This window comes from Actinocorallia lasiicapitis, from assembly GCF_054778695.1.
This window is the reverse complement of sequence record NZ_BAAGZI010000060.1, coordinates 1-22,001: the sequence shown is the minus strand read 5'-3', so window position 1 is coordinate 22,001 and position 22,001 is coordinate 1. Positions and strand designations below refer to the sequence as shown.

Annotated in this window: 24 protein-coding genes; 8 read left to right on the top strand and 16 right to left on the bottom strand. The window is 68.9% G+C overall.

What is annotated here, in order from left to right:
- The first annotated feature begins 107 nt into the window (after positions 1-107).
- A complete protein-coding gene (locus tag ACYVE7_RS10105; protein WP_460364334.1) occupies positions 108-407 on the top strand; it encodes an AzlD domain-containing protein in 300 nt (99 codons plus the stop codon).
- On the opposite strand, the gene ACYVE7_RS10100 is transcribed toward ACYVE7_RS10105, so the two are convergent.
- Positions 391-1,176, bottom strand: a complete 786-nt coding sequence (locus ACYVE7_RS10100) for a class I SAM-dependent methyltransferase (RefSeq protein ID WP_460364333.1) — start codon at positions 1,174-1,176, stop codon at positions 391-393. The genes ACYVE7_RS10105 and ACYVE7_RS10100 overlap by 17 nt on opposite strands.
- Positions 1,177-1,246: 70 nt before the next feature.
- Here ACYVE7_RS10100 and ACYVE7_RS10095 point away from each other — a divergent pair, with 70 nt between their 5' ends.
- Together ACYVE7_RS10095 and ACYVE7_RS10090 are read left to right on the top strand one after the other, a co-directional pair.
- Complete coding sequence (locus tag ACYVE7_RS10095; protein WP_460364332.1) at positions 1,247-2,281, top strand: BMP family lipoprotein; 1,035 nt, start codon at positions 1,247-1,249, stop codon at positions 2,279-2,281.
- A 49-nt stretch (positions 2,282-2,330) separates the two neighbouring features.
- Positions 2,331-2,945: a TetR/AcrR family transcriptional regulator gene (locus tag ACYVE7_RS10090; RefSeq protein ID WP_460364331.1), complete on the top strand. Its 615-nt coding sequence runs from the start codon at positions 2,331-2,333 to the stop codon at positions 2,943-2,945.
- Here the strand turns inward: ACYVE7_RS10090 and ACYVE7_RS10085 are convergent.
- From ACYVE7_RS10085 to ACYVE7_RS10060, 6 genes are all read right to left on the bottom strand, one after another.
- Positions 2,929-4,506, bottom strand: coding sequence for a xylulokinase (locus tag ACYVE7_RS10085; RefSeq protein WP_460364330.1), 1,578 nt, complete (start codon positions 4,504-4,506; stop codon positions 2,929-2,931). The two genes, ACYVE7_RS10090 and ACYVE7_RS10085, sit on opposite strands and share 17 nt — an antisense overlap.
- 2 nt (positions 4,507-4,508) lie before the next feature.
- Positions 4,509-5,945, bottom strand: a complete 1,437-nt coding sequence (locus ACYVE7_RS10080; RefSeq protein ID WP_460364329.1) for an aspartate aminotransferase family protein — start codon at positions 5,943-5,945, stop codon at positions 4,509-4,511.
- Positions 5,946-5,956: 11 nt separating this feature from the next.
- A complete protein-coding gene (locus tag ACYVE7_RS10075; protein WP_460364328.1) occupies positions 5,957-6,598 on the bottom strand; it encodes a class II aldolase/adducin family protein in 642 nt (213 codons plus the stop codon).
- Positions 6,599-6,728: 130 nt separating this feature from the next.
- Positions 6,729-6,902 (bottom strand): DUF397 domain-containing protein, encoded by a 174-nt coding sequence (locus ACYVE7_RS10070; RefSeq protein WP_460364337.1) that lies wholly within the window; start codon positions 6,900-6,902, stop codon positions 6,729-6,731.
- 2 nt (positions 6,903-6,904) lie between these two features.
- A complete protein-coding gene (locus tag ACYVE7_RS10065) occupies positions 6,905-7,090 on the bottom strand; it encodes a DUF397 domain-containing protein (protein ID WP_460364327.1) in 186 nt (61 codons plus the stop codon).
- Positions 7,087-7,908, bottom strand: a complete 822-nt coding sequence (locus tag ACYVE7_RS10060) for a helix-turn-helix domain-containing protein (RefSeq protein WP_460364326.1) — start codon at positions 7,906-7,908, stop codon at positions 7,087-7,089. Before ACYVE7_RS10060 ends, ACYVE7_RS10065 begins: the two co-directional genes overlap by 4 nt.
- Positions 7,909-8,013: 105 nt before the next feature.
- On the opposite strand from ACYVE7_RS10060, the gene ACYVE7_RS10055 reads away from it, so the two are divergent.
- The 3 genes from ACYVE7_RS10055 (at position 8,014) to ACYVE7_RS10045 (ending at position 10,401) form a co-directional block, all read left to right on the top strand.
- Positions 8,014-8,433, top strand: a complete 420-nt coding sequence (locus ACYVE7_RS10055; RefSeq protein WP_460364325.1) for an ATP-binding protein — start codon at positions 8,014-8,016, stop codon at positions 8,431-8,433.
- Positions 8,434-8,512: 79 nt separating this feature from the next.
- On the top strand, positions 8,513-9,811 hold the full coding sequence (locus tag ACYVE7_RS10050; RefSeq protein ID WP_460364324.1) for an AAA family ATPase: 1,299 nt from the start codon (positions 8,513-8,515) through the stop codon (positions 9,809-9,811).
- Positions 9,808-10,401 carry a DUF4276 family protein gene (locus tag ACYVE7_RS10045; protein ID WP_460364323.1) on the top strand — a complete coding sequence of 198 codons (594 nt, stop codon included), beginning with the start codon at positions 9,808-9,810 and terminating at the stop codon, positions 10,399-10,401. Before ACYVE7_RS10050 ends, ACYVE7_RS10045 begins: the two co-directional genes overlap by 4 nt.
- A gap of 163 nt (positions 10,402-10,564) precedes the next feature.
- Here the strand turns inward: ACYVE7_RS10045 and ACYVE7_RS10040 are convergent, their stop codons facing one another.
- Positions 10,565-11,173 carry a TetR/AcrR family transcriptional regulator gene (locus tag ACYVE7_RS10040; protein ID WP_460364322.1) on the bottom strand — a complete coding sequence of 203 codons (609 nt, stop codon included), beginning with the start codon at positions 11,171-11,173 and terminating at the stop codon, positions 10,565-10,567.
- Positions 11,174-11,236: 63 nt separating this feature from the next.
- Between ACYVE7_RS10040 and ACYVE7_RS10035 the strand changes: the two genes are divergently transcribed.
- Positions 11,237-11,644 carry a RidA family protein gene (locus ACYVE7_RS10035; protein ID WP_460364321.1) on the top strand — a complete coding sequence of 136 codons (408 nt, stop codon included), beginning with the start codon at positions 11,237-11,239 and terminating at the stop codon, positions 11,642-11,644.
- Positions 11,645-11,672: 28 nt separating this feature from the next.
- On the opposite strand, the gene ACYVE7_RS10030 is transcribed toward ACYVE7_RS10035, so the two are convergent.
- From ACYVE7_RS10030 to ACYVE7_RS10005, 6 genes are read right to left on the bottom strand one after another with little or no spacing between them, the layout of a single operon-like run.
- Positions 11,673-12,413 (bottom strand): alpha-ketoglutarate-dependent dioxygenase AlkB, encoded by a 741-nt coding sequence (locus tag ACYVE7_RS10030; protein WP_460364336.1) that lies wholly within the window; start codon positions 12,411-12,413, stop codon positions 11,673-11,675.
- A 13-nt stretch (positions 12,414-12,426) separates the two neighbouring features.
- Positions 12,427-13,611 carry a hypothetical protein gene (locus ACYVE7_RS10025; RefSeq protein WP_460364320.1) on the bottom strand — a complete coding sequence of 395 codons (1,185 nt, stop codon included), beginning with the start codon at positions 13,609-13,611 and terminating at the stop codon, positions 12,427-12,429.
- 10 nt (positions 13,612-13,621) lie between these two features.
- On the bottom strand, positions 13,622-14,599 hold the full coding sequence (meaB, locus tag ACYVE7_RS10020; RefSeq protein WP_460364335.1) for a methylmalonyl Co-A mutase-associated GTPase MeaB: 978 nt from the start codon (positions 14,597-14,599) through the stop codon (positions 13,622-13,624).
- Entirely contained in the window at positions 14,592-16,769 is a 2,178-nt protein-coding gene (gene scpA, locus ACYVE7_RS10015; protein WP_460364319.1) for a methylmalonyl-CoA mutase, read from the bottom strand. Before scpA ends, meaB begins: the two co-directional genes overlap by 8 nt.
- Entirely contained in the window at positions 16,766-18,511 is a 1,746-nt protein-coding gene (locus ACYVE7_RS10010; RefSeq protein WP_460364318.1) for a methylmalonyl-CoA mutase family protein, read from the bottom strand. Before ACYVE7_RS10010 ends, scpA begins: the two co-directional genes overlap by 4 nt.
- A 47-nt stretch (positions 18,512-18,558) precedes the next feature.
- Complete coding sequence (locus ACYVE7_RS10005; protein ID WP_460364317.1) at positions 18,559-18,765, bottom strand: SCO4848 family membrane protein; 207 nt, start codon at positions 18,763-18,765, stop codon at positions 18,559-18,561.
- Positions 18,766-18,831: 66 nt separating this feature from the next.
- On the opposite strand from ACYVE7_RS10005, the gene ACYVE7_RS10000 reads away from it, so the two are divergent.
- Entirely contained in the window at positions 18,832-19,929 is a 1,098-nt protein-coding gene (locus tag ACYVE7_RS10000) for a D-alanyl-D-alanine carboxypeptidase family protein (RefSeq protein WP_460364316.1), read from the top strand.
- Positions 19,930-19,936: 7 nt separating this feature from the next.
- Here the strand turns inward: ACYVE7_RS10000 and ACYVE7_RS09995 are convergent, their stop codons facing one another.
- On the bottom strand, positions 19,937-20,368 hold the full coding sequence (locus ACYVE7_RS09995; RefSeq protein WP_460364315.1) for a hypothetical protein: 432 nt from the start codon (positions 20,366-20,368) through the stop codon (positions 19,937-19,939).
- Between the two features lie 73 nt (positions 20,369-20,441).
- Positions 20,442-22,001: DUF6077 domain-containing protein (locus ACYVE7_RS09990; RefSeq protein WP_460364314.1), on the bottom strand; the 1,560-nt coding region annotated here is incomplete at its 5' end.

Genomic DNA, 22,001 nt, shown 5'->3' with positions numbered 1-22,001 from the left:
CCGTTCCTGCCCGCCGGGGTGCCGGTGCTGCTGGCGCTGGCCGGGCTGGTTCCGGTGGTCGTCCGCCGGCGGGGCCGCCGCGAGAACGTCGAGGAGAACGTGGCGTGATGCCGTTCTACGCGATCGCCGTGCTGGCCGTGGGAACCCTGGGGTTCCGGCTGGCGGGGCCGATGATCGAGCTGCCGGAGCGGGTGCGGGGGCTGCTGACCGTCGCGGCGGCCGTCCTGCTGGTGGCGCTGGTCGTCACCGCGACCTTCGCCGAAGGTCAGGGGTTCGCCGGCTGGGCGCGTATCGCCGGGGTGGGCGTGGCGGGCGTGCTGGCCGTCCGCAAGGCGCCCTTCCCCCTCATCGTGCTCGCCGCCGCCACGACCACGGCGGCGATCCGCCTGTTCATCCCCGGCGCCTGATACGGATCTTGGACTGGTTGTGCTTGAGCTTCTCCCAGTCGGCCATGAACTCGGCGTCGAGACCGTGCTTGTCGGCCAGGGCGATCAGGGTTTCGGTGCGGTAGTAGAAGTCCTCGTTGAGGACGTGGTGCTCCTCGCCCTCGGTCCGGTCGAAGGTGAAGTCGAAGTGGCCTGACGGCTTCAGCACCCGGCCGATGTGGGCGAAGCACTCGTCGATGACGTTGATCGGGCAGTGCGAGTAGACGCTGTGGGCGTGGACGACGTCGAACGAGGCGTCGGGGAAGCGGGCGAACTTGTTGTCGGTGACCAGGGACAGCGCCGGCTTCTTGGCCTCGAGCCCGTAGTCGGCGAGGGTGCGTCGGGCGGCCTGGAGGATGTCGGGCGAGATGTCGATGCCGCTGTAGTTCCCGGCGTCGAGGTAGTCGATGAACAGCCGGCCCGCCCGCAGGTTCCCGCAGCCGATCTCCAGCATGGTGTGCTCAGGCAGCAGCCCGTGCTTGCGGAGGTACCCGAACTGCATCTCCCCGAGCGCGATCCACCGCTGGTGCGTCCGGCTCCCGACCGCCGCCTCGGGGTTGCGCGCGGTGTCGTGCCGCATCACCTCGCGGTAGTAGGCGAGATGGTCGCCCCGCGTCTTCACCTTCAGCCAGGTGTCCCGCACCAGCCGCCGCACATACGGCGGCACCTTCCCCGGATTCTTCACCGCGAACGAGATCCTGTGCGAGATGCTCGCCCGATTCTTCTTGACAAAATCCGCTTCACGCACCATGCCGCGTCACCCTAGGCCAAAAGTAACAAACCTGTAAATACCCCCCAAAAACGAGGTAACCTTCCGGGCCATGCGCCTCCTTGCCCTGATCGCGGCCGTCGCTCTGGCCGGTCCGCTGACGGCCGTGCCCGCCTCCGCGGCGGCTCCGTTCGAAGCCTGTCTGGTCACCGACACCGGCGGCATCGACGACCGCTCGTGGAACACCCCGGCCTGGGCGGGGCTGCGGGACGCGGCCGACGCGACCGGAATGAAGGTCTCCTTCCTGGCTTCCTCCATAGCCGACGACTACGCCGTCAATCTGAGGGCGATGGCCAAGCGCGGCTGCGGTGTGATCGTGAGCGTCGGCGGGCTGATGGGCGAGGCCACCGACCGGGTCGCCCGGGAGTATCCGAAGCAGCGGTTCGTGATCGTCGACTCGCCGTCGGCGCTGCCGAACGTGCGGGGGCTGCAGTTCAACGTCGGGCAGTCGGCGTTCCAGGCGGGCTATCTGGCCGCGGCGCGGTCGAAGACCGGGGTGGTCGGCACGTTCGGCGGGCTCAACATTCCGCCCGTCACGCTCTTCATGGACGGTTTCTGGGAGGGCGTCCGCCACTACAACAAGGTGAAGAAGCGCAAGGTGAAGGTGCTCGGCTGGGACGAGCGCAAGCCCAAGCGCGGGCTGTTCGCCAATTCCTTCGTGGACGTCCGTGCGGGCAAGCGCATCACCAAGAAGCTCGTCCGGCAGGGCGCCGACGTGGTGTTCCCGGTCGCGGGCGCCACCGGTCTGGGGGCGGCGGCCGTGGCCACGGAGTCGGGCGGGAAGGTCGCGGTGATCTGGCCGGACTTCGACGGGTGCACGGGCGTCACCCAGTACTGCTCGGTCATGCTGACGTCCGTGGTGAAGAACTTCCGGCTGGCGACCCGGGTCGCGGTGCTCGCGGCGGCGAAGGGGCAGATCGGCGGGAGCAGGATCGGCACTCTCGCCAACGGCGGGACCAAGCTGGCGTCCTTCCACCGGCAGGGCGGAAAGGTGTCGAAGAAGACGCGCAAGGAGCTCGCGGCCATCGCCAAGGCCATCACCACCGGCAAAATCAAGATCACCTCGCGGTCCCAGCCCCGTCCCTGAGCCGTGCGGCCCGTCCTCGCCCCGGGCGCGCCCGGCCTAGGATCGGTGGGTGGAGTTCGGGGGTGGGTTGCGGCGGCAGCCGCAGCAGGCGCGGAGCCGGGCGCGGGTGGGGGCGATCCTGCGGGCGGCGGACTCGATCATCGCGAGTGGTGGGTTCGAGGCGTTGACGATCCGGGCGATCACCGAGGTGGCGGGGGTGCCCGTCGGGAGTATTTATCAGTTCTTTCCCGACAAAGCGGCGATCGTGGACGCGTTGGGGCGGCACTACATCGAGGGGTTCGAGCTGGCGATCGCGGCGCTCGTCGAACGGGCCGAGCGGGAGCGGCTGGACGATCCCGTCGCGACGGTCATCGACACGTTCACCGAGATGTACCGCACCAATCCCGGATATGTGGCGATGTGGACGGGGCGGCATCTCAGCCCCGAGCTGGCGCAGGCCGACCGCGAGAACAATCAGACGATCATGGCCGGAGTGCGGCGGATCATCGCGGCGCAGCTCGGCGTCGCCGACGGGGCCGCGCTGGAACGGGCGGCGCGCGTCGCCGTCTGGGCGGCGGACTCGGTGCTCCAGCACGTCTTCCGGGAGGACGCCGAGCCGGAGCACCTCGACGAGCTGAAGCGGATGCTCCGGCTCTACCTCGACGACCTCACCGCCGAGCGTTGATCTTCGCGTAGAGCCCCTTGTTGTTCTTGTAGAGCGCCAGGAAGGTCGCGAACGCCCGGTCGTAGACCTCCCGGTTGGCCGGGTCCGGGCGGAAGACCTGGGCGATCTCCACTCTGTCCGGGATCTCCGCCCAGGTGAGCTCGCCGATCGCCACCGACGCGATCAGCGCCGCGCCCCGCACGTTCGCCAGGACGGGCTCGGCGACCTGGTGGATCTCCCGATCGAGGATGTCGGCCATCGCCTGGCACCACAGCAGCGACTTCGCGCCGCCGCCGATGAAGTGCAGCTTCCCGAACCGCTGCCCGGTGAACTTCTCGACCGACCGGTTCAGCCAGCGGGCGTTCAACGCGATCCCCTCGAACGTGCTGCGGACCAGGTCGGCGCGGGTCGTCGTCAGGGAGATGTTGAACCAGCCGCCGCGGACCGTCCGGTCGTCGACGGGGGTGCGTTCGCCGTTCAGCCAGGGCGTGAACACGACGCCGTTGCTGCCGGGCGGAGACGTCGCGGCGAGCGCGTTCAGCCGTTCCAGCACCTCCTCGGGGGTGCCGTGGTCGGACGCGAAGCCGTCGTCCGGCAGGAAGACGTTGTCGACCAGCCAGTCGATGCCCTTGCCCGCGACGTCCTGAATGTTCGCCACCCAGTACTTTCCGGGCACCACCGACGGCATCGACGCGACCCCCGACAGCAGATCGGTCTTCTTGTACGGGACATGGCAGGAGAGCCACGCGGACGTCCCGATGTACAGGTGGCCCTGGCCGTCCAGGACGGTTCCGGCGCCGACGGCGGCGGCGGTCGTGTCGCCCGTCCCGGTGACGACCTGGACACCGTTGTCCAGGCCGAGCTCAGCGGCGACGTCCGGCCGGATCGTGCCGACGACCGTCGCGGGCGGCACCAGTTCGGGCAGTTTCGCCCGGTCGAGCCCCGCCATCGCGATCAGTTTGTCGTCATAGTCGACCGTGCCCCGATTGTCGGTGCACCAGCGCAGGACGATCGTGTCGTGTGCCGCTACCGCGCGGCCCGTCAGCCGCATCGTCAGATATTCGGGGACGTCCAGCAGGTGGGCGGCGGCCTGGTAGACGTCGGGGCGCTCGTGTTTGAGGAACGCGATCTGCCCGACAGGGTCCTTTCCGGTGAGAGTGGGGACGCCGCCCGTCTTGCGGATCCAGTGGGCGAGTTTGCGGGCGTTGTAGCCGACTCCGGGGATGGTCAGGCCGCTGCCGGCGAGCCGCTCGGTGTGGGGGGCGCCGCGGCCGTCCATCCAGATGACGGCGTTGTGCAGGTGGCGGCCGGCGGCGTCGACGGGCACGATGCCGCCCCACTGGGACGACATGCAGATCGCCTTGATCTCCGCGACGGCCACGAGCTCGCGGGCCAGCAGCCGGCGCAGGGCCGTGGTGATGGCGTCCCACCAGTCGTCGGGGTCCTGTTCGGCGCCGCCGTCGGGCAGGAAACGCACCGGGGTGCGTTCGAACTCGTGGCCGAGGATCCGGCCGTCGACGGTGGCGAGGGCGACCTTGGGGCCGCCCGTCCCCAGGTCGACGCCGATGACGTAGCCGCCCACGGCTAGACCTTCGCGAAGACGCGGTCGAAGCGGGCGAGGGCGTCGTCGATGACGTCGTCGGTGTCGGCCATCGACGTGTAGAGCCGGCTGCCCGCCAGCGTGATCAGGCCTTCGGCGGAGAACGCCATGGACATCTGGCCGAGCATGTCCTTGCGCGGGCCGAGCTCGGTGAAGAACGCGGGGTCGTGGATCGACAGATGGAGCACGCCCGAGGTGTGCAGATGGACGATCGAGCCGACGTTGTAGGTGACGTACGGCAGGTCGTACCGGGCGATCAGGGCGGAAAGGCCCTGGCGGAGGCGGTCTCCGGCCCGTCCGGCGAGGGCGGGGGCGCCGGTCCGCTCCATCTCCAGCAGCGAGTGGTAGCCGGCCGCGCACGACAGCGGGTTCGCGGCGAGGGTGCCGCCGACCAGCGCGCGTTTGCCCGCCGCGGTCAGGCCGCCCGCGAACACCGCCATCACCTCGTCGCTGCCGCCGACCCCGCCGGCCGCCGGGTAGCCGCCCGCCACGCACTTGCCGAACACGGTCAGATCGGGACGTACCCCGAAGTAGCCTTGCGCGCCGCCCAGGCCGAGCCGGAAACCGGTGACGACCTCGTCGAAGACCAGGAGCGCGCCGAACTCGTCGCACAGCTCGCGGACCTGCGTGTTGAACTCGTGCCGTACGAGATGGGCGCCCGATTCGGGGCCGATCGGCTCGACGAACACCGCGGCCGTCCCACCGTTGGCGGTGTTGGCCTGGAGCCGAGCGCGCAGGGCGTCGAGGTCGCCGGGCGCGACCTCCTGGGTGAGCTGGAACGCGCCCGCCGGGATGCCCGCCGCCTCCAGCGAGCCGGTGCCGGGGATGCGCAGGCCGAACACGACCTGGTCGGACCAGCCGTGGTACGCGCCGCCCACCTTGATCACGTGGGCTTTTCCGGTGTAGGCGCGGGCCGCGCGGACGGCCGCCATGACGCCCTCGGTGCCCGAGCCGAGCATCCGGAACTTCTGGACGTTCGGCATATGGTCGTGGATCAGCTTGGCGAGCTTGATCTCGTACGAGTGGAGCATCCCGGTGACGGGGCCGCACTCCTCGAGCAGCTCCTTGATCTTCTCCTTGACGGGGGCGTGGTTGCTGCCCAGCACCGTCGGGCCGCCGGCCTGGAGGAAGTCGACGTACCGGTTGCCGTCGACGTCCCAGAGGTAGGCGCCTTCGGCTCTGACGATGTCGAGCGCCCACGGATCGTTGAGCGCCAGATTGTGCTGGATTCCGCCGGGAATGTACCGCTCGGCTTCGGCGTGGGCGGCTTTCGATCCGGCGGTGTTCCGCTCGTACCAGGCGTGGTAGCCGGCCAGGTGCTCGTGGGACAGGCGGCGGATCGGCGTGCTGGTCAGCCGGTGCAGATCCTTCTCGATCGCGTCGACGTCCGGCCACTCGGAGATCGCGTACTCGCTGCTCATGGTCGTCTCCCTCACAGCTTCTTCGTCGCGCCGTAGCCGCCCGCGAGCGCCTGCATGATCACGGCTTCCTGCTCTTTGGCGTCGAGCGTGCGCGGGGCCCCGAGCGTCAGGGCCTTCGCGTACAGCTCGGCGATCCACTCGGTCAGTTCGAGGTTGTCGACGGCCTTGGCCAGCGTCGACCCGATCGCGATCGACCCGTGGTTCCGCATCAGCGCCGCCTGCCGCCCCTCCAGGGCCTTGACGACGTGCGCGGCCAGCTCGTCCGTCCCATAACAGGCATAAGGCGCGACCCTGATCTCCCCGCCGAGCCCGAGCATCGTGTAGTGGATCATCGGAATCTCGTTCTTCGTGATCGAGACCGCCGTCGACGCCACCGCATGCGTATGCATGATCGCCGCCGCCCCCGTCGCCCGGTACACGGCCAGATGCATCGGCACCTCGGACGTGGGCGCCAGCTCCCCGTCCACCACTTCCCCGTCCAGATTCAGGACGGTCATGTCCCGCGCGTCCAGCTCCCCGATCACCCCGCCCGTAGGCGTCACGGCGACCAGCTCATCCACCCGCACCGACAGATTCCCACTGGTCCCGATCACCAGCCCCCCGGCCGCCAGCCTTCTCCCGGCCTCCGCCAGCCCGGCCCTCTCCCGCTCCAACAACACGCCCCGACCCCCATCCCGAACATGAACTCACTTTCATGTTAGCCCGGCCCCCCCCCCCACCGAAAGCCCCGCCCAACACAGAACGGCGGCCGCCAAAGCGACCGCCGCCCCACCACAAATCTCTCTACCGCCCCTTGAGCCCCCCGGCCAGCGCCCCGAACTGCCGAACCGTCAAGGCCAGGTGCCCCACCCCAGGATTCTTCGAATCCCGAACCCCGACCGCCGAGGACAACTGCGCCAGCTCCACACACGCATCGTCCTGGATGCCACCGCTGTACGAGCTCTTACGCCAAGACACCTTCACACCGGCTCCCGCTTGATCGTGCCAGCGAGGATGGCGAACTGCCGGGCCGTCAGGGCGAGATGACCCAAGCGAGGGTTCTTTGAATCACGAACTCCTACCGCTGCGGGCAGCTGCGCGAGCTCGACACACGCCTCGTCCTGGATGCCACCGCTGTAGGAACTCTTACGCCACTGGACTGTCATGAAAGACTCTCCATCTTCTGGACGATCATGTTTCGGGAGTCACCTTGGGACAAGGCTTGGTGGCTAATCATGTCCCAATCTAGTTGAACATCCCGAACCTCCTCGGAGGTTTCGACCAGGCGTCCTCCCCGCTGAGCACCCATATAGGCGACGCCCCGCGCCTCAAGGCCCACGTAGCGGATCGGACCGTCCTGTCCGACATGGGCGCCAACGGTTCGCGGGATGACGCGGATGCTGACCCGAGGCCGTTCGTCAAGCTCGAGGAGGTGCGTCAACTGCGCCTTCAAGACCTGCGGCCCACCCGTGAGCTGCTCAAGAACAGCTTCGTCGAGCAACAGGTAGACGCTCGGCGCGTCGTCGCGATCCAGCAGCGCGCGCTTGCGGCCGAGCCGCGACGCCACGATTTCTTCGACGTCCAGCGTCGTACGTGCCGCAGCCACCTGCGCCCGGATCGTCGCCTCAGTCGAGAACGGAGGAGGGATGATCTGTCCGTGGTAGATCTTGAGGACCCAGGCTTCCAACTCGTAGGCGGCGACCGTCCGCGCCCAGTCGGGGTCGTGGGTCATGCGGGCGTAGAACACCATCGTCTGGAGTAGTTCGCCCGTTTCGTAACGCTCGTCGAGAAGCTTCGCGTAGTGCTCGTCGAGACGCCGGTAGCCGGACTCGAAGTTGCATACAGTCCCCCGCGTCACGCCGAGGATTCTGCCGACCTGCGCGAGAGAAAGCCCGTCCCTCTCCCGCAGCCAGCGCATATACGCCGACAACCAGTGCCAGTGCGACGCCCGGGCGTCGAGCGGATCACGTGTGTGAACAGGCATCCCGGAATTCCTGTCTCCCGATCCTGCGGATACAACCGAGCGTAATCCGTCGGTGTGATTCTCGTAGCGAATTCGACAAGCCCGCCCAACTGGGAGAACTCGGTGATGACGATGACCTCCGACGACCTAACCCTCGACCTGCTCGCCTCCCCCGCCGCCGCCGGCCTGGCCCGCTCCCTCATCACGCACCGCCTCACCAAATGGCGCCTCCCCCACCTCCTCGACGACGCCCTCCTCATCTCCAGTGAACTCATCACCAACAGCGCCGAAGCCACCCCCGGTCTCCTCATCAAATTCCGCCTCGCCCGCACCCCCGCCCACCTCCACATCTCCACCTGGGATTCGAGCCCACTAACCCCGACCCTCCGCCCCACCGTCCGCACCCTCGAATCCCTCGACTCCACCCCCGAAACCTTCGACACCGGCGGCGGCTGGGGCCTCCACCTCGTCACCGCCCTCTCCACCACCCACGGCACCACCCCCACCCCCCACGGCAAATGGACCTGGGCCACCCTCACCCCTTGATCGCCTCGACCTGCGGCATCCCGACCGTTCAACGCCGCCCAAACCGGCGACACGCCGCAGCTCGACGCGATCATCAGTGGTGAGGGAAGCATTCGGGCTGCCATGTCGGGCAGACTTAGGTGGTGGTGCAGCCGTGCACTGTGATCTTGCGTGGATGCGGTTCGGTGGAAGGACGTCAGTGCGACTCGAACAAGACGGCGTGGTGGCGAGACCGCCGTTCGTGACGCGCGTCCGGGTGCACGGTTTCCGGTCGTTGGACTCCTGTGACGTGCGGTTGGGACCGCTCACCGTACTGGTGGGCCCGAATGCTGCCGGGAAGTCCAACTTTCTGGACGCGGTGGCTTTCCTCGTCGACGCCCTGTGCACCTCGCTCAAGTCCGCTGTGTCGGTCCGGGGCGGGCTCGACGCGCTGCTCTTCCGTGACTCCGCCGGTTCCACCGCTCGATCCTTCGGCATCCGTCTGGATTTCGGCGGGGCGGGCGACTTCTACGCGCTGGAAGTCGGGCGCGACGAAAGCGGGCACTTGGCGGTCGTACGGGAGGAAGGCGTCTTCGGCTCCTTCCGGCTGAACCGCTCGGCCGACGTCGCCGAGCTGACACCGAACGTTCTCAACATCCGCGGCATTGACGCTGATCAGCCCGCCGCCCCCATCTTGGAATCCATCAAGTTCGCTCCCCCCACCCGCACCTATCGGGAGCTCGCGGCCGAGTTGCGTGCCGCGAAGTTCTACGACCTGAACACCCCGACGCTGCGCGCCCTGGATGAGACCCCCGCCGAGGCGAGGGACAGCGCGCTGGGCGCCTCCGGCGAACACCTCGGGCATGTGCTGGGGCTGCTCGCCGCGCGAAATCCAGCCGTCAAGGAAACGGTCGACGGCTACGTGTCCCTGATGATCGACAATGCGCTGGGCGTCGACCGCAAGGATGAAGGCCGCTACACGACGGTCAGCGCCCGCTTCCGGACAGGCGACGGCGGCAGTGAGGTCTTCGAGCGGGAATCGCTCTCCGAAGGGACTCTCCGTCTCGCCGGAGTACTGACCGCGCTCTACCAGCCGGACGTCCTGACCGGTTCGATCCCTTTCGTCAGCATCGAGGAGCCGGAGAAGGCGATCCACCCGCCGTCCCTCGGGGCCCTCTACGAAGCGCTCGCCGCAGGATCGCAGCTCACTCAGATCATCGTGACGACGCAGAGTGCGGATCTGCTCGACAGTGAGGCCGCCGACCCGGCGCACTTGCTGGTGGCCGTCAACACGGGCGGAGCGACCAGGATCGGTCCGCTGGACGCCGCGGGCAGATCCCTCGTCGAAGACAAGACAATGACGCTCGCCGAGCTCATGCGCACCGGACTGATGCGACCCGAGGTGACGCCCGAACCATGAAGCCCCCCGTGATCGCCTCCATCGTCGAGGGCCACGGCGAGGTCGCCGCCGTCCCGGTGCTGTTGCGACGGGTCGCCGCGTCGATCGATCCCACCGTGTACGTCGACGCCCCGAAACCCTTGCGGGTCCCGCGCGATTCGATCATCAAGCCGGGCGGGCTGGAACGGTCGCTCACGACCGTCCTCCGGATGGTTCCCCGCGCCACCGGCCTCCTGGTCCTTCTCGACGCCGACGACGACTGCGCCGTCACCGTCGCCGACGACCTGCGCCGACGCGGCGGCGTCGTGCGACCCGATCTCGCACTCTCCGTTGTTCTTCCCGTGCGCGAGTTCGAAGCATGGTTTCTCGCCGGAGCGTCCGGCTTGTCCGGAAAGTCCGGCCTCCCGGCTGACCTCAAAGGGCCGGACCAGCCCGAGAACGTCCGCGGCGCCAAGGAATGGTTCACCAAGCAGATGCCGCCCGGCCAGATCTACCAGGCCCCCGCCCACCAGCCCCGCTTCGCTCAGCATTTCGACCTCGACGCCGCCCGCGCGGCCTCCCCTTCCTTCGACAAGTTCCACCGCGACCTCACCCGCCTGATCGCCGGCTAGCGCTCCTTGATCGCCTCGACCTGTGGCAAAGCGACCGTTTCACCTCGCCCCAACGGTCCATACGCCGCAGCTCGACACGATCAAGAACGGGTGGGGCTCCTGCGACCTGCGGAAGGGGCGTTAGCGCGGCACGCCGAGAGTCCGTTCCGCGACGGCGGTGGCGTCACGGGTGGGGCCAGGCTTGTTCTACTGAGTGGCGGCAGCGGGTGGGGGTGTCGCCGGCGCTGATGAACAAGGCGGTGAGGAGGGGGATGCCGTGGGAGAGGGCTTCGCGTGGGAGGGGGCCGGTGGCGATGAGGGAGACGAGGCCGTGGCCGATGAGCCAGCTCTGGGTGGCGAGAGCGTGGGGGTCGACGTCGGGGCGGAAACGGCCGAGGGCTTTCGCGCGGTTGATGGCGTGGACCAGGGCGTGGAGGGTCTCGTCGGCGGCTTCGGGGTTTTCGAGGTCGAAGTTCGCGTCGAACATGACGCGGTAGAGGTCGGGTTCGGCCAGGGCGTTCGACAGGTAGGCGGCTCCCAGGGCGGTGAGGTCGCGGACCGGGTCGTCGGTCATCGTGACGGTGGACAGTCGCGCGGCGAGGCGGGTGAAGCCTTCCTGGCGCATCGCCTGCCACAGGCCGTCCATGCCGCCGAAGTAGGTGTAGACGGCCATGGTCGAGACGCCGGTCCCGTCGACAAGGGCGCGGAGCGTGATCGGCTGCCGGGTGCGGAGCATCTGCGCGGCCCGTTCGATCAGCAGGGCGCGCACGGCGGGATCCTTCGTCCTGGGCATGGCCCCAGTTTACATAGCGATGCTATGTTTCCGGCGACGCCACCGATGACGAGGAGCACGATCATGGCCGTGACGCTCATCAACCCCGACGGACTTCCCAAGCCCGAGGTCTACCGCCAGGTCTCGATCGCGACCGGCTCGCGCATGGTGTTCCTCGCCGGGCAGGTCGCCCGTGACGCCGAAGGCAACAAGGTCGGCGAAGGTGATTTCGCCGCCCAGGTCGAACAGGCCTACCTGAACATCGGCACGGCCCTCGCCGAGATCGGCGGCTCCTTTGACGACGTCGCCAAACTCACCATCTACGTCGTCGACTGGACGTCCGACAAAATGCCCCTCCTGGGCGAGGGCGTGACGAAAGCCGCCCAGAAACTCGGCGTCGACCCGACCAAACCCGTCACTCTCCTGGGCGTCGCCTCCCTCGGCGAACCCGACCTCATGGTCGAGGTCGAAGCCATCGCCGTCCTCGACTAGCTGCGCTGATCACGGAGGTTGAGTGCAGTCAGGTGGGTGGGTGGAGGTCGGGGGGGCTGAGGGTGTAGGTGAGTGGGGGGTAGTGGAAGTCGGGGTTGGTGTTTTCTTGGCGGCGGAGGTCGTAGAAGGCGTCGGATTGGGGTTTGGTGGCCGGGGTGAGAAGGGTGCCCGTGGGGAGATGCGGGTGGCCGTCGCGGAAATGCAGATGGGTTTTTGAGGTTCGGTAGGTGATGCCCAGCCAGGGGTTTTCTGGTGGGTGGGTGGACTTGTCCAGGATGATTCTGTGTTTCAGGTGGCGGTTGGACTTCAGGGAGAAGGCGATGACGCTGTGGTCGGTGAGGGGGATCTCGAACTTTTCGGCGGGGGAAGCCTTTGATTCGAAGACCAGTTTTCTCGGCTGGGCCGATGCGGGGGTTCGGTAGCAGGAGAAGAGGGCGATGAAGGAGTCGTCGGCCAGGTCCAGGGCTTGGTCGGAATGGGCGCCCATGGTGGCGTAGGCGTTCGTGTAGGTCTCGATGAGGGCGTTGTTGAAGCCGAACGGGAGCGCCGCGTGTTCCTGGATCTGCCGGGCCAGCCGTTCGTGGATCGCACGGAAACGTTGGGTGGGGTGGGTGTAGCGGGTGGTGGTGCGGACCAGGGGGACGGCGCCCGTCTCGTCGGGACGGGTGAGGACGGCGCCTTTTCTGCCTTTTCCCAGCTCTTCCCAGTGGACCGATGCGGAGAGCTCTGCGAAGAGGTCCTGTTCGGTGGGGAGAGTGAAGGAGAGGATTTCGGGCGGGATTCTAGAGGTGGGGGGCAGCGTAGTCTCCGGTGTTCATGCTGAAGAGGAACTCGTCGCCGTAGTCGATGAAGGACGAGGTTCTGTTCTCTTCGGCGTACCGCCTGCGGAGTTCGTCCATGCCCTCCTGGGTGGGCGGCGCCAGCGGCAGCAGGGCTTCGCCTGATCTGAGGAAAGTGCGGCCGTTCCTGTGGACGGCTTCGGCGTTCGAGCAGCGGACCACGTAGCCGAGGCGGACCGGGAGGGTGTCGGCGGGCAGCGCGGACGGGCGGATCTCGTGCGTGTACAGGCGGTTCGTGGACAGCGGCATGAAGAACACGGAGCCCGGATGGAGCGTCACCGTGAACTGCTCGGGCAGCGCCGACGCGGAATGCCCGTCCTTGAGACGGAACTGGAGCCTGGTCAGACCGCTGACGCCCTTCACCCCGTAGTCGAAGGAATCAGCCAGTGGCTGGAGCTTTTCCAGGCCGTCATAGAAAGTGCAGAACGCCATGATGCCGTTGGCGGGCATGTCCTTCGTCTTGTCGGCATGGGCCGAGATCTTCGCCTTGGACTGTTTGCGTTCGGGCGTCGCACCCGTGTTGTGGTAGATCTGCGCGAGGACGTGATTCAGCGGCGCCTGGTCACGGAAAACGGCGGCGGCCTCACGGTTCAGCGCCTCGACGATCTCAACGTCCGTCGCCCGGAAACCCTCGGTCGGCCCCGACAGATTCGTGGAGCACCGGAGCAGCCGGAAATGCAGTGCGTCGCCCTCCCGTGTGACGGGCGTCAGATAGATGCCGCTGCGATGCGCCGTTCCCGGCTTGGTGGATTCCGTCAGCGACTGGAACTCGTGCTCCCCGAGAATCCGCCCGAAGTGACCGTCGTCAAGACCGAAGAAACGGCGGTAGTACACGCCGACGCCGTGCACACGGAGCGGAACCTGACCGAGGCCGACGAGACTCCACGGCCCGTGGTCTCCGTGCGACAGTTCCCGAACCACGAAGACCCGGGCCGCCTCCCGCAGAAGCCCCGCGCTGATCCCGGAAAGGTCCCCGCACAGATAGACGGTCTTCCGCGCGACGTCGAACGCACCGGAAACGAGCTCCTCCGGCGTGATCGTGGCCCCGAAGAAATCCCCGATCTCCACCGTCGAAGGCGCGACCAGCACATTGCCCGCGTCCTCGAGACAGGCTTCTGTTCGGCTCATTGTTCCCTTTTCATTCCGGGGGGTCGGCGAAAGCGGCCAGGAGCCGTTCGGCGGCGGTCGAAGGGGGCAGAACACCGTCGGCGACCAGCGGTTCCAGCTCGACGGCGAGGTCACGGACGGCCGGATGGGTGCGCAGGGCGGTGAGGAGTCGGTCCTCGACCATCGACCAGGTCCAGCGGATCTGCTGGGCCCGGCGGCGGGCCGCCAGCTCACCGGAGGCGCGCAGCTCGTCCTGGTGGGCGGTGAGCTGGTCCCAGATCTCTTCCAGCCCGCTGTTCTCCAGCGCGCTGCACGTCAGGACGGGCACGGGCCGGCCGCCCGAACGCAGCAGCCGCAGCGCCCCCGCCAGATCACGGGCCGCCTTCTGCGCGTCGAGCGTGTGGGCGCCGTCGGCCTTGTTGACGGCGATGACGTCCGCCAGCTCCAGCACACCCTTCTTGATGCCCTGAAGCTGGTCCCCGGTCCGAGCGATCGTCAGAAAGAGGAACGAATCGACCATTTCGGCAACTGTCGTCTCCGACTGCCCGACCCCGACCGTCTCGACCAGGACGACGTCGTACCCCGCCGCCTCCATGACGACCATCGCCTCCCGAGTCGCCTTGGCGACACCACCCAGCGTGCCCGCCGTCGGCGACGGCCGGATGAAGGCGTTCGGGTCGGTGGCGAGCCGCGCCATCCGGGTCTTGTCGCCGAGGATGGAGCCGCCGGTCTTCGTCGAGGACGGGTCGACGGCCAGCACCGCGACCCGGTGGCCCTTCCCCGTCAGCAGGGTGCCCAGCGCGTCGGTGAAGGTCGACTTCCCGACCCCCGGCACGCCCGTGATGCCGATCCGGCGCGCGCCGCCCGCGAACGGCGTAAGCTCGGCCAGGACGGCCTGGGCGAGCTCGTGATGGCGGGGCCTGGTCGATTCCACGAGCGTGATCGCGCGCGCGATCCACGCCCGGGAACCGTCCCGGACCCCGGTCACGTACTCCTGGACGTCAGGCATGGCCAAGGCGGGCGGACAGCTCCTTCAGCAGGTCAAGCGCGGCTTCGGCGAGCACCGTGCCCGGCGGGAAGATCGCCGAGGCGCCGGCGGCGCGCAGCTCGTCGAAGTCCTGCGGCGGGATCACTCCCCCGACGACGATCATGATGTCGTCGCGGCCCTCGTCCGCCAACGCCGAACGCAGCGCCGGGACGAGGGTGAGGTGCCCGGCGGCCAGCGAGTTGACGCCGACGATGTGCACGTCGGCCTCGACGGCCTGACGGGCGACCTCTTCTGGCGTCGAGAACAGCGGCCCGACATCGACGTCGAAACCGAGGTCGGCGAAGCCGGTGGCGATGACCTTCTGGCCCCGGTCGTGCCCGTCCTGCCCCATTTTGGCGACGAGGATACGGGGCCGGCGCCCCTCTTGCGAAGCGAACTCGTCGGTGGCCGCCCGCGCGGCCTCGATGGAGCGCACGTTGCCCGCCTCCTCCCGGTAGACACCGGAAATGGTACGGATGGTCGCGGAGTGCCGTCCGTACACCTTCTCCAGCGCGTCGGAGATCTCACCGACCGTCGCCTTGGCGCGGGCGGCGTCGATCGCCAGCTTCAGCAGGTTGTGCTCGAGGTCGGCGATCTGGTCGGCGCCCGCCGCGGCCGTCAGGGCGGCGAGGGCGCGTTCGACCTCGCGCGGGTCGCGTTCGGCGCGCAGCCGCTCCAGCTTCGCGATCTGCTGGGCGCGCACCGACGCGTTGTCGACCTTGAGGACGTCGATCAGCTCGTCGGCGTCGGGCCGGTACTTGTTGACCCCGATCACCGGCTGGCGTCCGGAGTCGATCCGCGCCTGGGTCCGCGCCGCCGCCTCCTCGATCCGCAGCTTGGGCAGTCCCTCGTCGATCGCGCGGGCCATCCCGCCGAACTTCTCGACCTCCTGGATGTGCTCCCAGGCCCGCGCCGCCAGATCGTGGGTCAGTTTCTCGACGTAGAACGAGCCGCCCCACGGGTCGATGGTCCGCGTCGTCCCGGACTCCTGCTGGAGCAGGAGCTGGGTGTTGCGGGCGATCCGTGCCGAGAAGTCGGTCGGCAGCGCCAGGGCCTCGTCGAGGGCGTTGGTGTGCAGCGACTGGGTGTGCCCCTGGGTCGCGGCCATCGCCTCGATCATGGTCCTGGCGACGTTGTTGTAGACGTCCTGCGCGGTCAGCGACCAGCCGGAGGTCTGCGAGTGGGTCCGCAGCGACAGCGACTTGTCGGACTTGGGAGAGAACTCCTTGACGAGCTTCGCCCAGAGAAGCCGCCCGGCCCGCAGCTTCGCGACCTCCATGAAGAAGTTCATGCCGATCGCCCAGAAGAACGACAGCCGCGGCGCGAACGCGTCGATGTCGAGCCCCGCCTCGCGGCCCGCCCGGATGTACTCGACGCCGTCGGCCAGCGTGTAGGCGAGCTCCAGGTCGGCCGTGGCCCCTGCCTCCTGGATGTGGTAGCCGGAGATGGAGATCGAGTTGTACTTCGGCATCCGCTGCGACGTGTAGGAGAAGATGTCGGAGATGATCCGCATCGACGGCGCCGGCGGGTAGATGTAGGTGTTGCGGACCATGAACTCTTTGAGGATGTCGTTCTGGATGGTCCCGGCGAGCTGCTCGGGCGCCACCCCCTGCTCCTCGGCCGCCACCACGTACAGCGCCAGGACGGGCAGCACCGCCCCGTTCATGGTCATCGACACCGACATCTTGTCGAGCGGGATCCCGTCGAAGAGCTGCCGCATGTCGTAGATCGAGTCGATCGCGACGCCCGCCATCCCGACGTCGCCCGCCACCCGCGGATGGTCGGAGTCGTAGCCGCGGTGGGTGGCCAGGTCGAACGCCACCGATAGGCCCTTCTGCCCGGCCGCCAGGTTCCGCCGGTAGAACGCGTTGGACTCCTGCGCCGTGGAGAACCCGGCGTACTGCCGGATCGTCCACGGCTGGGTCGCGTACATCGGCGCGTACGGGCCGCGCAGGAACGGCTTGATCCCCGGGTAGGTGGCGAGGAAGTCCAGCTCCGCGACGTCCTCGGACGTGTACAGCGGCGGCACCGCGATGCCTTCTGGGGTGTCCCAGCCGGGACGCCGCCCGGCCAGCCCCTTCCAGCGGCTCTCCAGGACGCCCGGGTTGATCGGCTCGCCGAGGGTCAGCTCGGAGAAGTCGGGGATCGTCATCCCGCTGCCTCCTTGAACGTGGTGAGGATCTCGACGGCGTCGCAGCCGGCGAACAGATGGCCGTCGACGCCCGGATGGTCGCCCTTGCCCGCCAGCCAGACCATGCCCGCTCCCTTGTCCTTCAACAGGGCGACGGCCTGCTCGGCCTGGTCGGCGTAGAGCTTGTCGCTGGAGCAGAGCACGGCGGCGAACCCGCCGGGGAAGTCCTCGGGCGGGCCGGTGACGGTGCGGAAGCCGCCCGCCTGGAGCAGGTTGGCGGCGAACGTCGCGCGGGCGGTGTACACGGCGACGGGGCCGAGCACCGCCAGATAGACCACGGGGCGCTCGTCCAGTGAGTCGGCCCAGGCGCGCAGGTCCTCGTAGTCGTGGTCGTAGTGGAGGCGGGGCAGCCCGCCGGACAGCTCTTCGGGCGCCTCGTCCCGGACGGGCAGCCGCTCGTCGGGGTTGGGGAACTCGCTGACGCCCGTCAGCGGGGCCTTCCGCCGCGCCAGGTCGTCGCGGCGCGCCGCCCAGGTGCCGGCGAGCGCCGTCTCGATCTCGCCGTCCTGGAGGGCGGCGGCCAGCCCGCCCGCCCGCTCGATCTCGGTGAACCACGCCCACGCGGCCCGCGCGAGGTCCTCGGTGAGCCGCTCGACGTACCAGGAGCCGCCCGCCGGGTCGACGACCCTGGCCAGCGACGCCTCCTCCAGCAGCAGGGTCTGGGTGTTGCGGGCGATCCGCCGGGAGAACCCGTCGGGCAGGCCGAGCCTGGCGTCGAACGGCTGGACGGTGACGGCGTCCGCGCCGCCGACCCCGGCCGCGAAGCACGCGATGGTGGTCCGGAGCATGTTCACCCACGGGTCGCGGCGCGTCATCATCGCCGACGACGTCACGGCGTGGATCCGGGGCGACGGGTCGGAGATCGCCGACACCTCGGCGACCCGCGCCCACAGCCGTCGCGCCGCCCGGAGCTTCGCGATGGTGAGGAACTGGTCGGCGTGCGCGGCGTACCGGAACTCGAGCTGTTCGGCGGCCTGGTCGACGGTCAGCCCGGCCGCGGTGAGCTCCCGCAGGTAGGCGACGGCCGCGGCGAGCACCGCGCCCAGTTCCTGGGCGTCCGAGCCGCCGGCGTCGTGGTAGACGGTGCCGTCGATCGCGAAGGTCCTGATCCCGGGGAATCCGGCGACGACCCGTTCGGCCAGATCGACGGGCGTGGGGATCAGGAAACCGGTCCTGGCGGCCAGCCCGAGCGGGTCGGCGCCCAGATTGCCGAGCGTGTTCGGCTTCGCGATCCGCAGGAACGCCTCGGCGGCCTGCCTGGTCTGCGGGCCCGCGTCGAGCACGACGGGAGCCAGATCGGTCAGCACGTCCTTGAGCACCGCGGGCAGCGCCGCCACCGGGATCCCGGCGGATCCGACGGTCAGCCAGACCGAGGTGGCGCCGTTCTCCAGATCGGCGAGGATCGCGGGGCCCGTCACCTCCGGGCGCGGATCGGCGTGCCACTGCCGGACGTCCCAGCCGGCGAGGGTCTCGTCCTGCACGCCGTCGCGGACATAAGCGGCGAACGGCCGGGAAGCCGTCGCCTCGTCGGCCGTGTACAAGGGGGCGATCGCGACGCCGTCGTAGGACTCCTCGGTCAGGAGCCCTTCGACGTCATCGAGTGGGGTGTCCTCGGTGGCGGCTCCGGACTTGCGGAGTACGCCCTTCAATAGCTCCCGCCAGCGGTCGCGCTCGGCCGGGGGGAGACCCGCTGCCAACTCCATGGCCGCAAGAGTAAGCGCACACCTATAAACCGACTAAAACCGGGGGGTCAAAGTTGCTTCTTCCACGCCCGCCAGCCGATCCGCACCAAGATCGCCGCCAGCACCACGTTGAACGCCACCAGGATGTAGTGGATCACATAGAAGGCGTCCGAACGGCGCGGCCCGCTGCCCAGGTTCTTCGCCAGCATGAGCCATTCGAAGACCATGAAACCGGCCAGGACCATGAGGAACAGCGCGCTGCGTCGAGAAATCACCCCACCAGATTATTGTGCTCTGCATAATGTGCCCAGCGGGGTGAATCGGTCTAGGCTCTCTGCACCATGGGAGCACCTCTGCGCGCGGCCGCGCTGTTCACGGCATCGGGGTTGATCGTCGCGACGACGCCCTTCACGGCGCAGGCGGCCCCGGCGCCCAAGTTCAAGGGCAAGGGCGCCTACATCGTCGTGGACGGCGACACCGGCGACGTCCTCGCGGGCCGGAACTTCAAGGGCAGGTTCCTTCCGGCCAGCACGCAGAAGGTCCTCACGGCGCTGACCCTGATCCCGCTGCTGCACCCCGACGACAAGATCAAGGCGACGGCCAGGTCCTGCTATCCCGAGGGCACCAAGGTCGGGATGGATCCGAAGCTCAGTTACAAGGCGTCGGACCTGTTCAAGGCGATGCTCATGATGTCGGCGAACGACGCCGCCATGACGCTCACCAACCCCCAGGGCTACGCCAAGACGATCAAGCTGATGAACGACAAGGCGAAGGAGATCGGCGCGCTCGACACCGTCGCCGGCTCGCCGAACGGCCTGGACGTCGACCTCGGCCTGAACGTGAAGACCCAGCACACGACCGCGTTCGATCTGGCGATCCAGCTCAGGGCCGCGCTGAAGCTGCCCGAGTTCCTCCAGTACGCGCAGACCGTCAACGCGACCTTCCCGGCGCTGACCCCGCCGAAGAAGGACAAGAAGACCGGCAAACCGGTCAAGCGCAAGCTGTACCAGATGCCGATCTACAGCCATATCCGGATGCTGCCGACCGAGGCCCACGAGTACCAGGGGTTCGTCGCCGGCAAGAACGGCTACACCAACGCCGCCCACCAGACGTTCGTCGGCGCCGCCCACCGCGACGGCCAGACGATCATCATCGCGATGCTCAACTCCGACGTGCTCTGGACGAACGCCGAATCCCTGATGAACTGGGGTTTCGCCAACGACGACGGCCAGGTCGCCCCCAAGGGCAGGCTGCCCGAGCCGGCCCCGGAGGGCGCGCCGTCGAAGGCGCCGATGTCGGCGCAGGTCGAGGCCGGCGCGGCCCCGAAGAAGGACGCCGACCGGTCCACCGACTACCTGCTGGGCGGGATCGGGCTCGGGTTCATCGCGGCGGGCGTCGCGGTCCTGCTGTTCTTCCGCCGGAAGTCGTCGTCCACCTGAGGCCATCTCACGGGTAGAGGTGGGCGACGTTGTTGGCGGGCGACCAGTCCATGACGTCGGGGTGGACGGCGAGGGTCTGCGACGGCCAGGTGCTGAAGGTGAACGTCACGGACATGCCGGGTTCCAGCCCGTCCGGCCAGGCGCAGGGCGGTTTGGGGGTCTTCGCACAGGTTCTGATCGGCCCGTCGACGGGCTCGCCGGTGCCGAGCACGAGCCGTCCCGTCGCGTCGGGCCCGGTGTTGGCGACCCGGACGGTGTAGCCCGCGCCGCGCGCCCGCGCCGTGATGGACGCGTCGGCCAGGGGCTCGGTGCCCGCCGCCGTCCGGCGCCCTTCCCGGTCCGGCGTCGGGATCGACGCGACCCCGTAGCAGACCACGCCGGCGACCACCGCCCCGACCGTCACCGGGAGAAGTGCCTGTTTTCTGGTCCGCTGCGCCATGCTCCGCCTCCTCGACCTGACCAAAGGACTTACAGACGGTAGCGCCTCAGCTACAAGATCGCCGAATCTTCGGCTAGCCGGGACGCAGGCAGCGCAGCTCGTAGAGGCGTTCCGCGGGCACGAACCCGGCCTGGCCGAGCAGGCGCAGACCGCGGGTGTTCCGCTCGTCCAGGCAGGCGTAGGTGACGCCGACCCGGTGCAGGGCGTCGACCAGCTCCTGGAGCGGCATGGTGGCCGTGCCGTAGCGGGTGAGCTCGGTCAGGAGGGTGCGGTCGTCCTTGAAGCGCTGGTCGGCGGGGAGCAGTTCGAGGTGGCGGGACTGCGGGTTGACGGCGTTGAGCCTGGTCGTGACCAGCGGGAACCAGCGCATGTACTTCTGCGGGGCCAGCACCACCGAACGGTCGGGGAGCGGCGCGACGATCCGCTGGACGGTCAGGACGTCCCAGCCGGAGACCTTCCAGGACGGGCCGTCGGCGACCCGGGTGTGGTCGTTCTGGTACGACCAGATCGGCAGGCCCGTCGGGATGATCGTCGCGATGAGGGCGGCGGCGGGCAGCGGCGCGAGCCACTTCACCGGCAGCGGGACGGCTGCGAGCAGCCCGACCAGCACCGGGACGGGCGCGACCCACGGGGTCCGCCACAGGACCTGCCCGGCGTGTGTCAGCCCGTCCAGCAGTTCGATCACGCCGGGCACGAGCACGACCGTCACGACGGTCGCGGCGCCCGCCGCCATCAGCGCGGACGCCCCGCGCCGCGCCAGCCAGGGACCGGCCCACAGCGCCACCCCGGCGATCACCCCCATCGTGCCGGTGAGCAGCACCCGCGCGTAGGTGTCGGCTCCGTCGTAGACCGCGCCGATCACCTCGTGGTTCCCCGACGGGTTCAGCGCGACCATCAGCCCCGCCCCCACCGGATAGACGGCCGCCAGACAGACCCCGACCGCCTCGCCGCCCTTCCGGCCGAGCAGCAGCGCCAGCACCGCCCCGCCGACGATCAGCGGGACGACGAAGGTGGCCGTGGACGTCAGCCCGGTGGCCGCGATGCCCGCGACGAACGCCATCCCCAGATCGAACTTGGAGCGCGCCGACGCCCACCGCGTCAGATAGGTGTAGAGCAGCGGCACCAGCAGCGAGACGAAGATCGCTTTCCCCTGCCACATGCGCAGCAGATGGAACGGCCCGAACGCCGCCCCGTGCGCGCCCGTCCAGAGCAGGTAGACGGCGGCGACGGCGAAGCAGAGGAACGCGCGGCGCGGCGCCCACTCGCGAACCAGCCGCCACATCGCCCAGACCGCGCAGAACACCACGAACGGCAGGACACGGAACCAGAGGAAGTCCTGGGCGGGCATCTCGAACGCCCTGGCCAGCCCGCCGACCAGCACCTCGAACGACGGCACGGGCGGCTCGCCCGCGATCTGCCCGGCACCCCCCTGGGTGAAGATCACGTCACGGAGGGGGATGAGGCCGGTCTCGGCGGTGTGGACGGAGCGGGACACGTAGAAGACGTCGTCGCCGTCGGTGTTGACTGTCCGCAGCGACAGCAGGGCCGCCGCGACCCCGGCCGCCAGGACCGGGAGGGTGCCCCAGGCGGGGGCCCGGGGGGCTTCCGGCCCGGCCCGTCCGGCGAGGGCGGG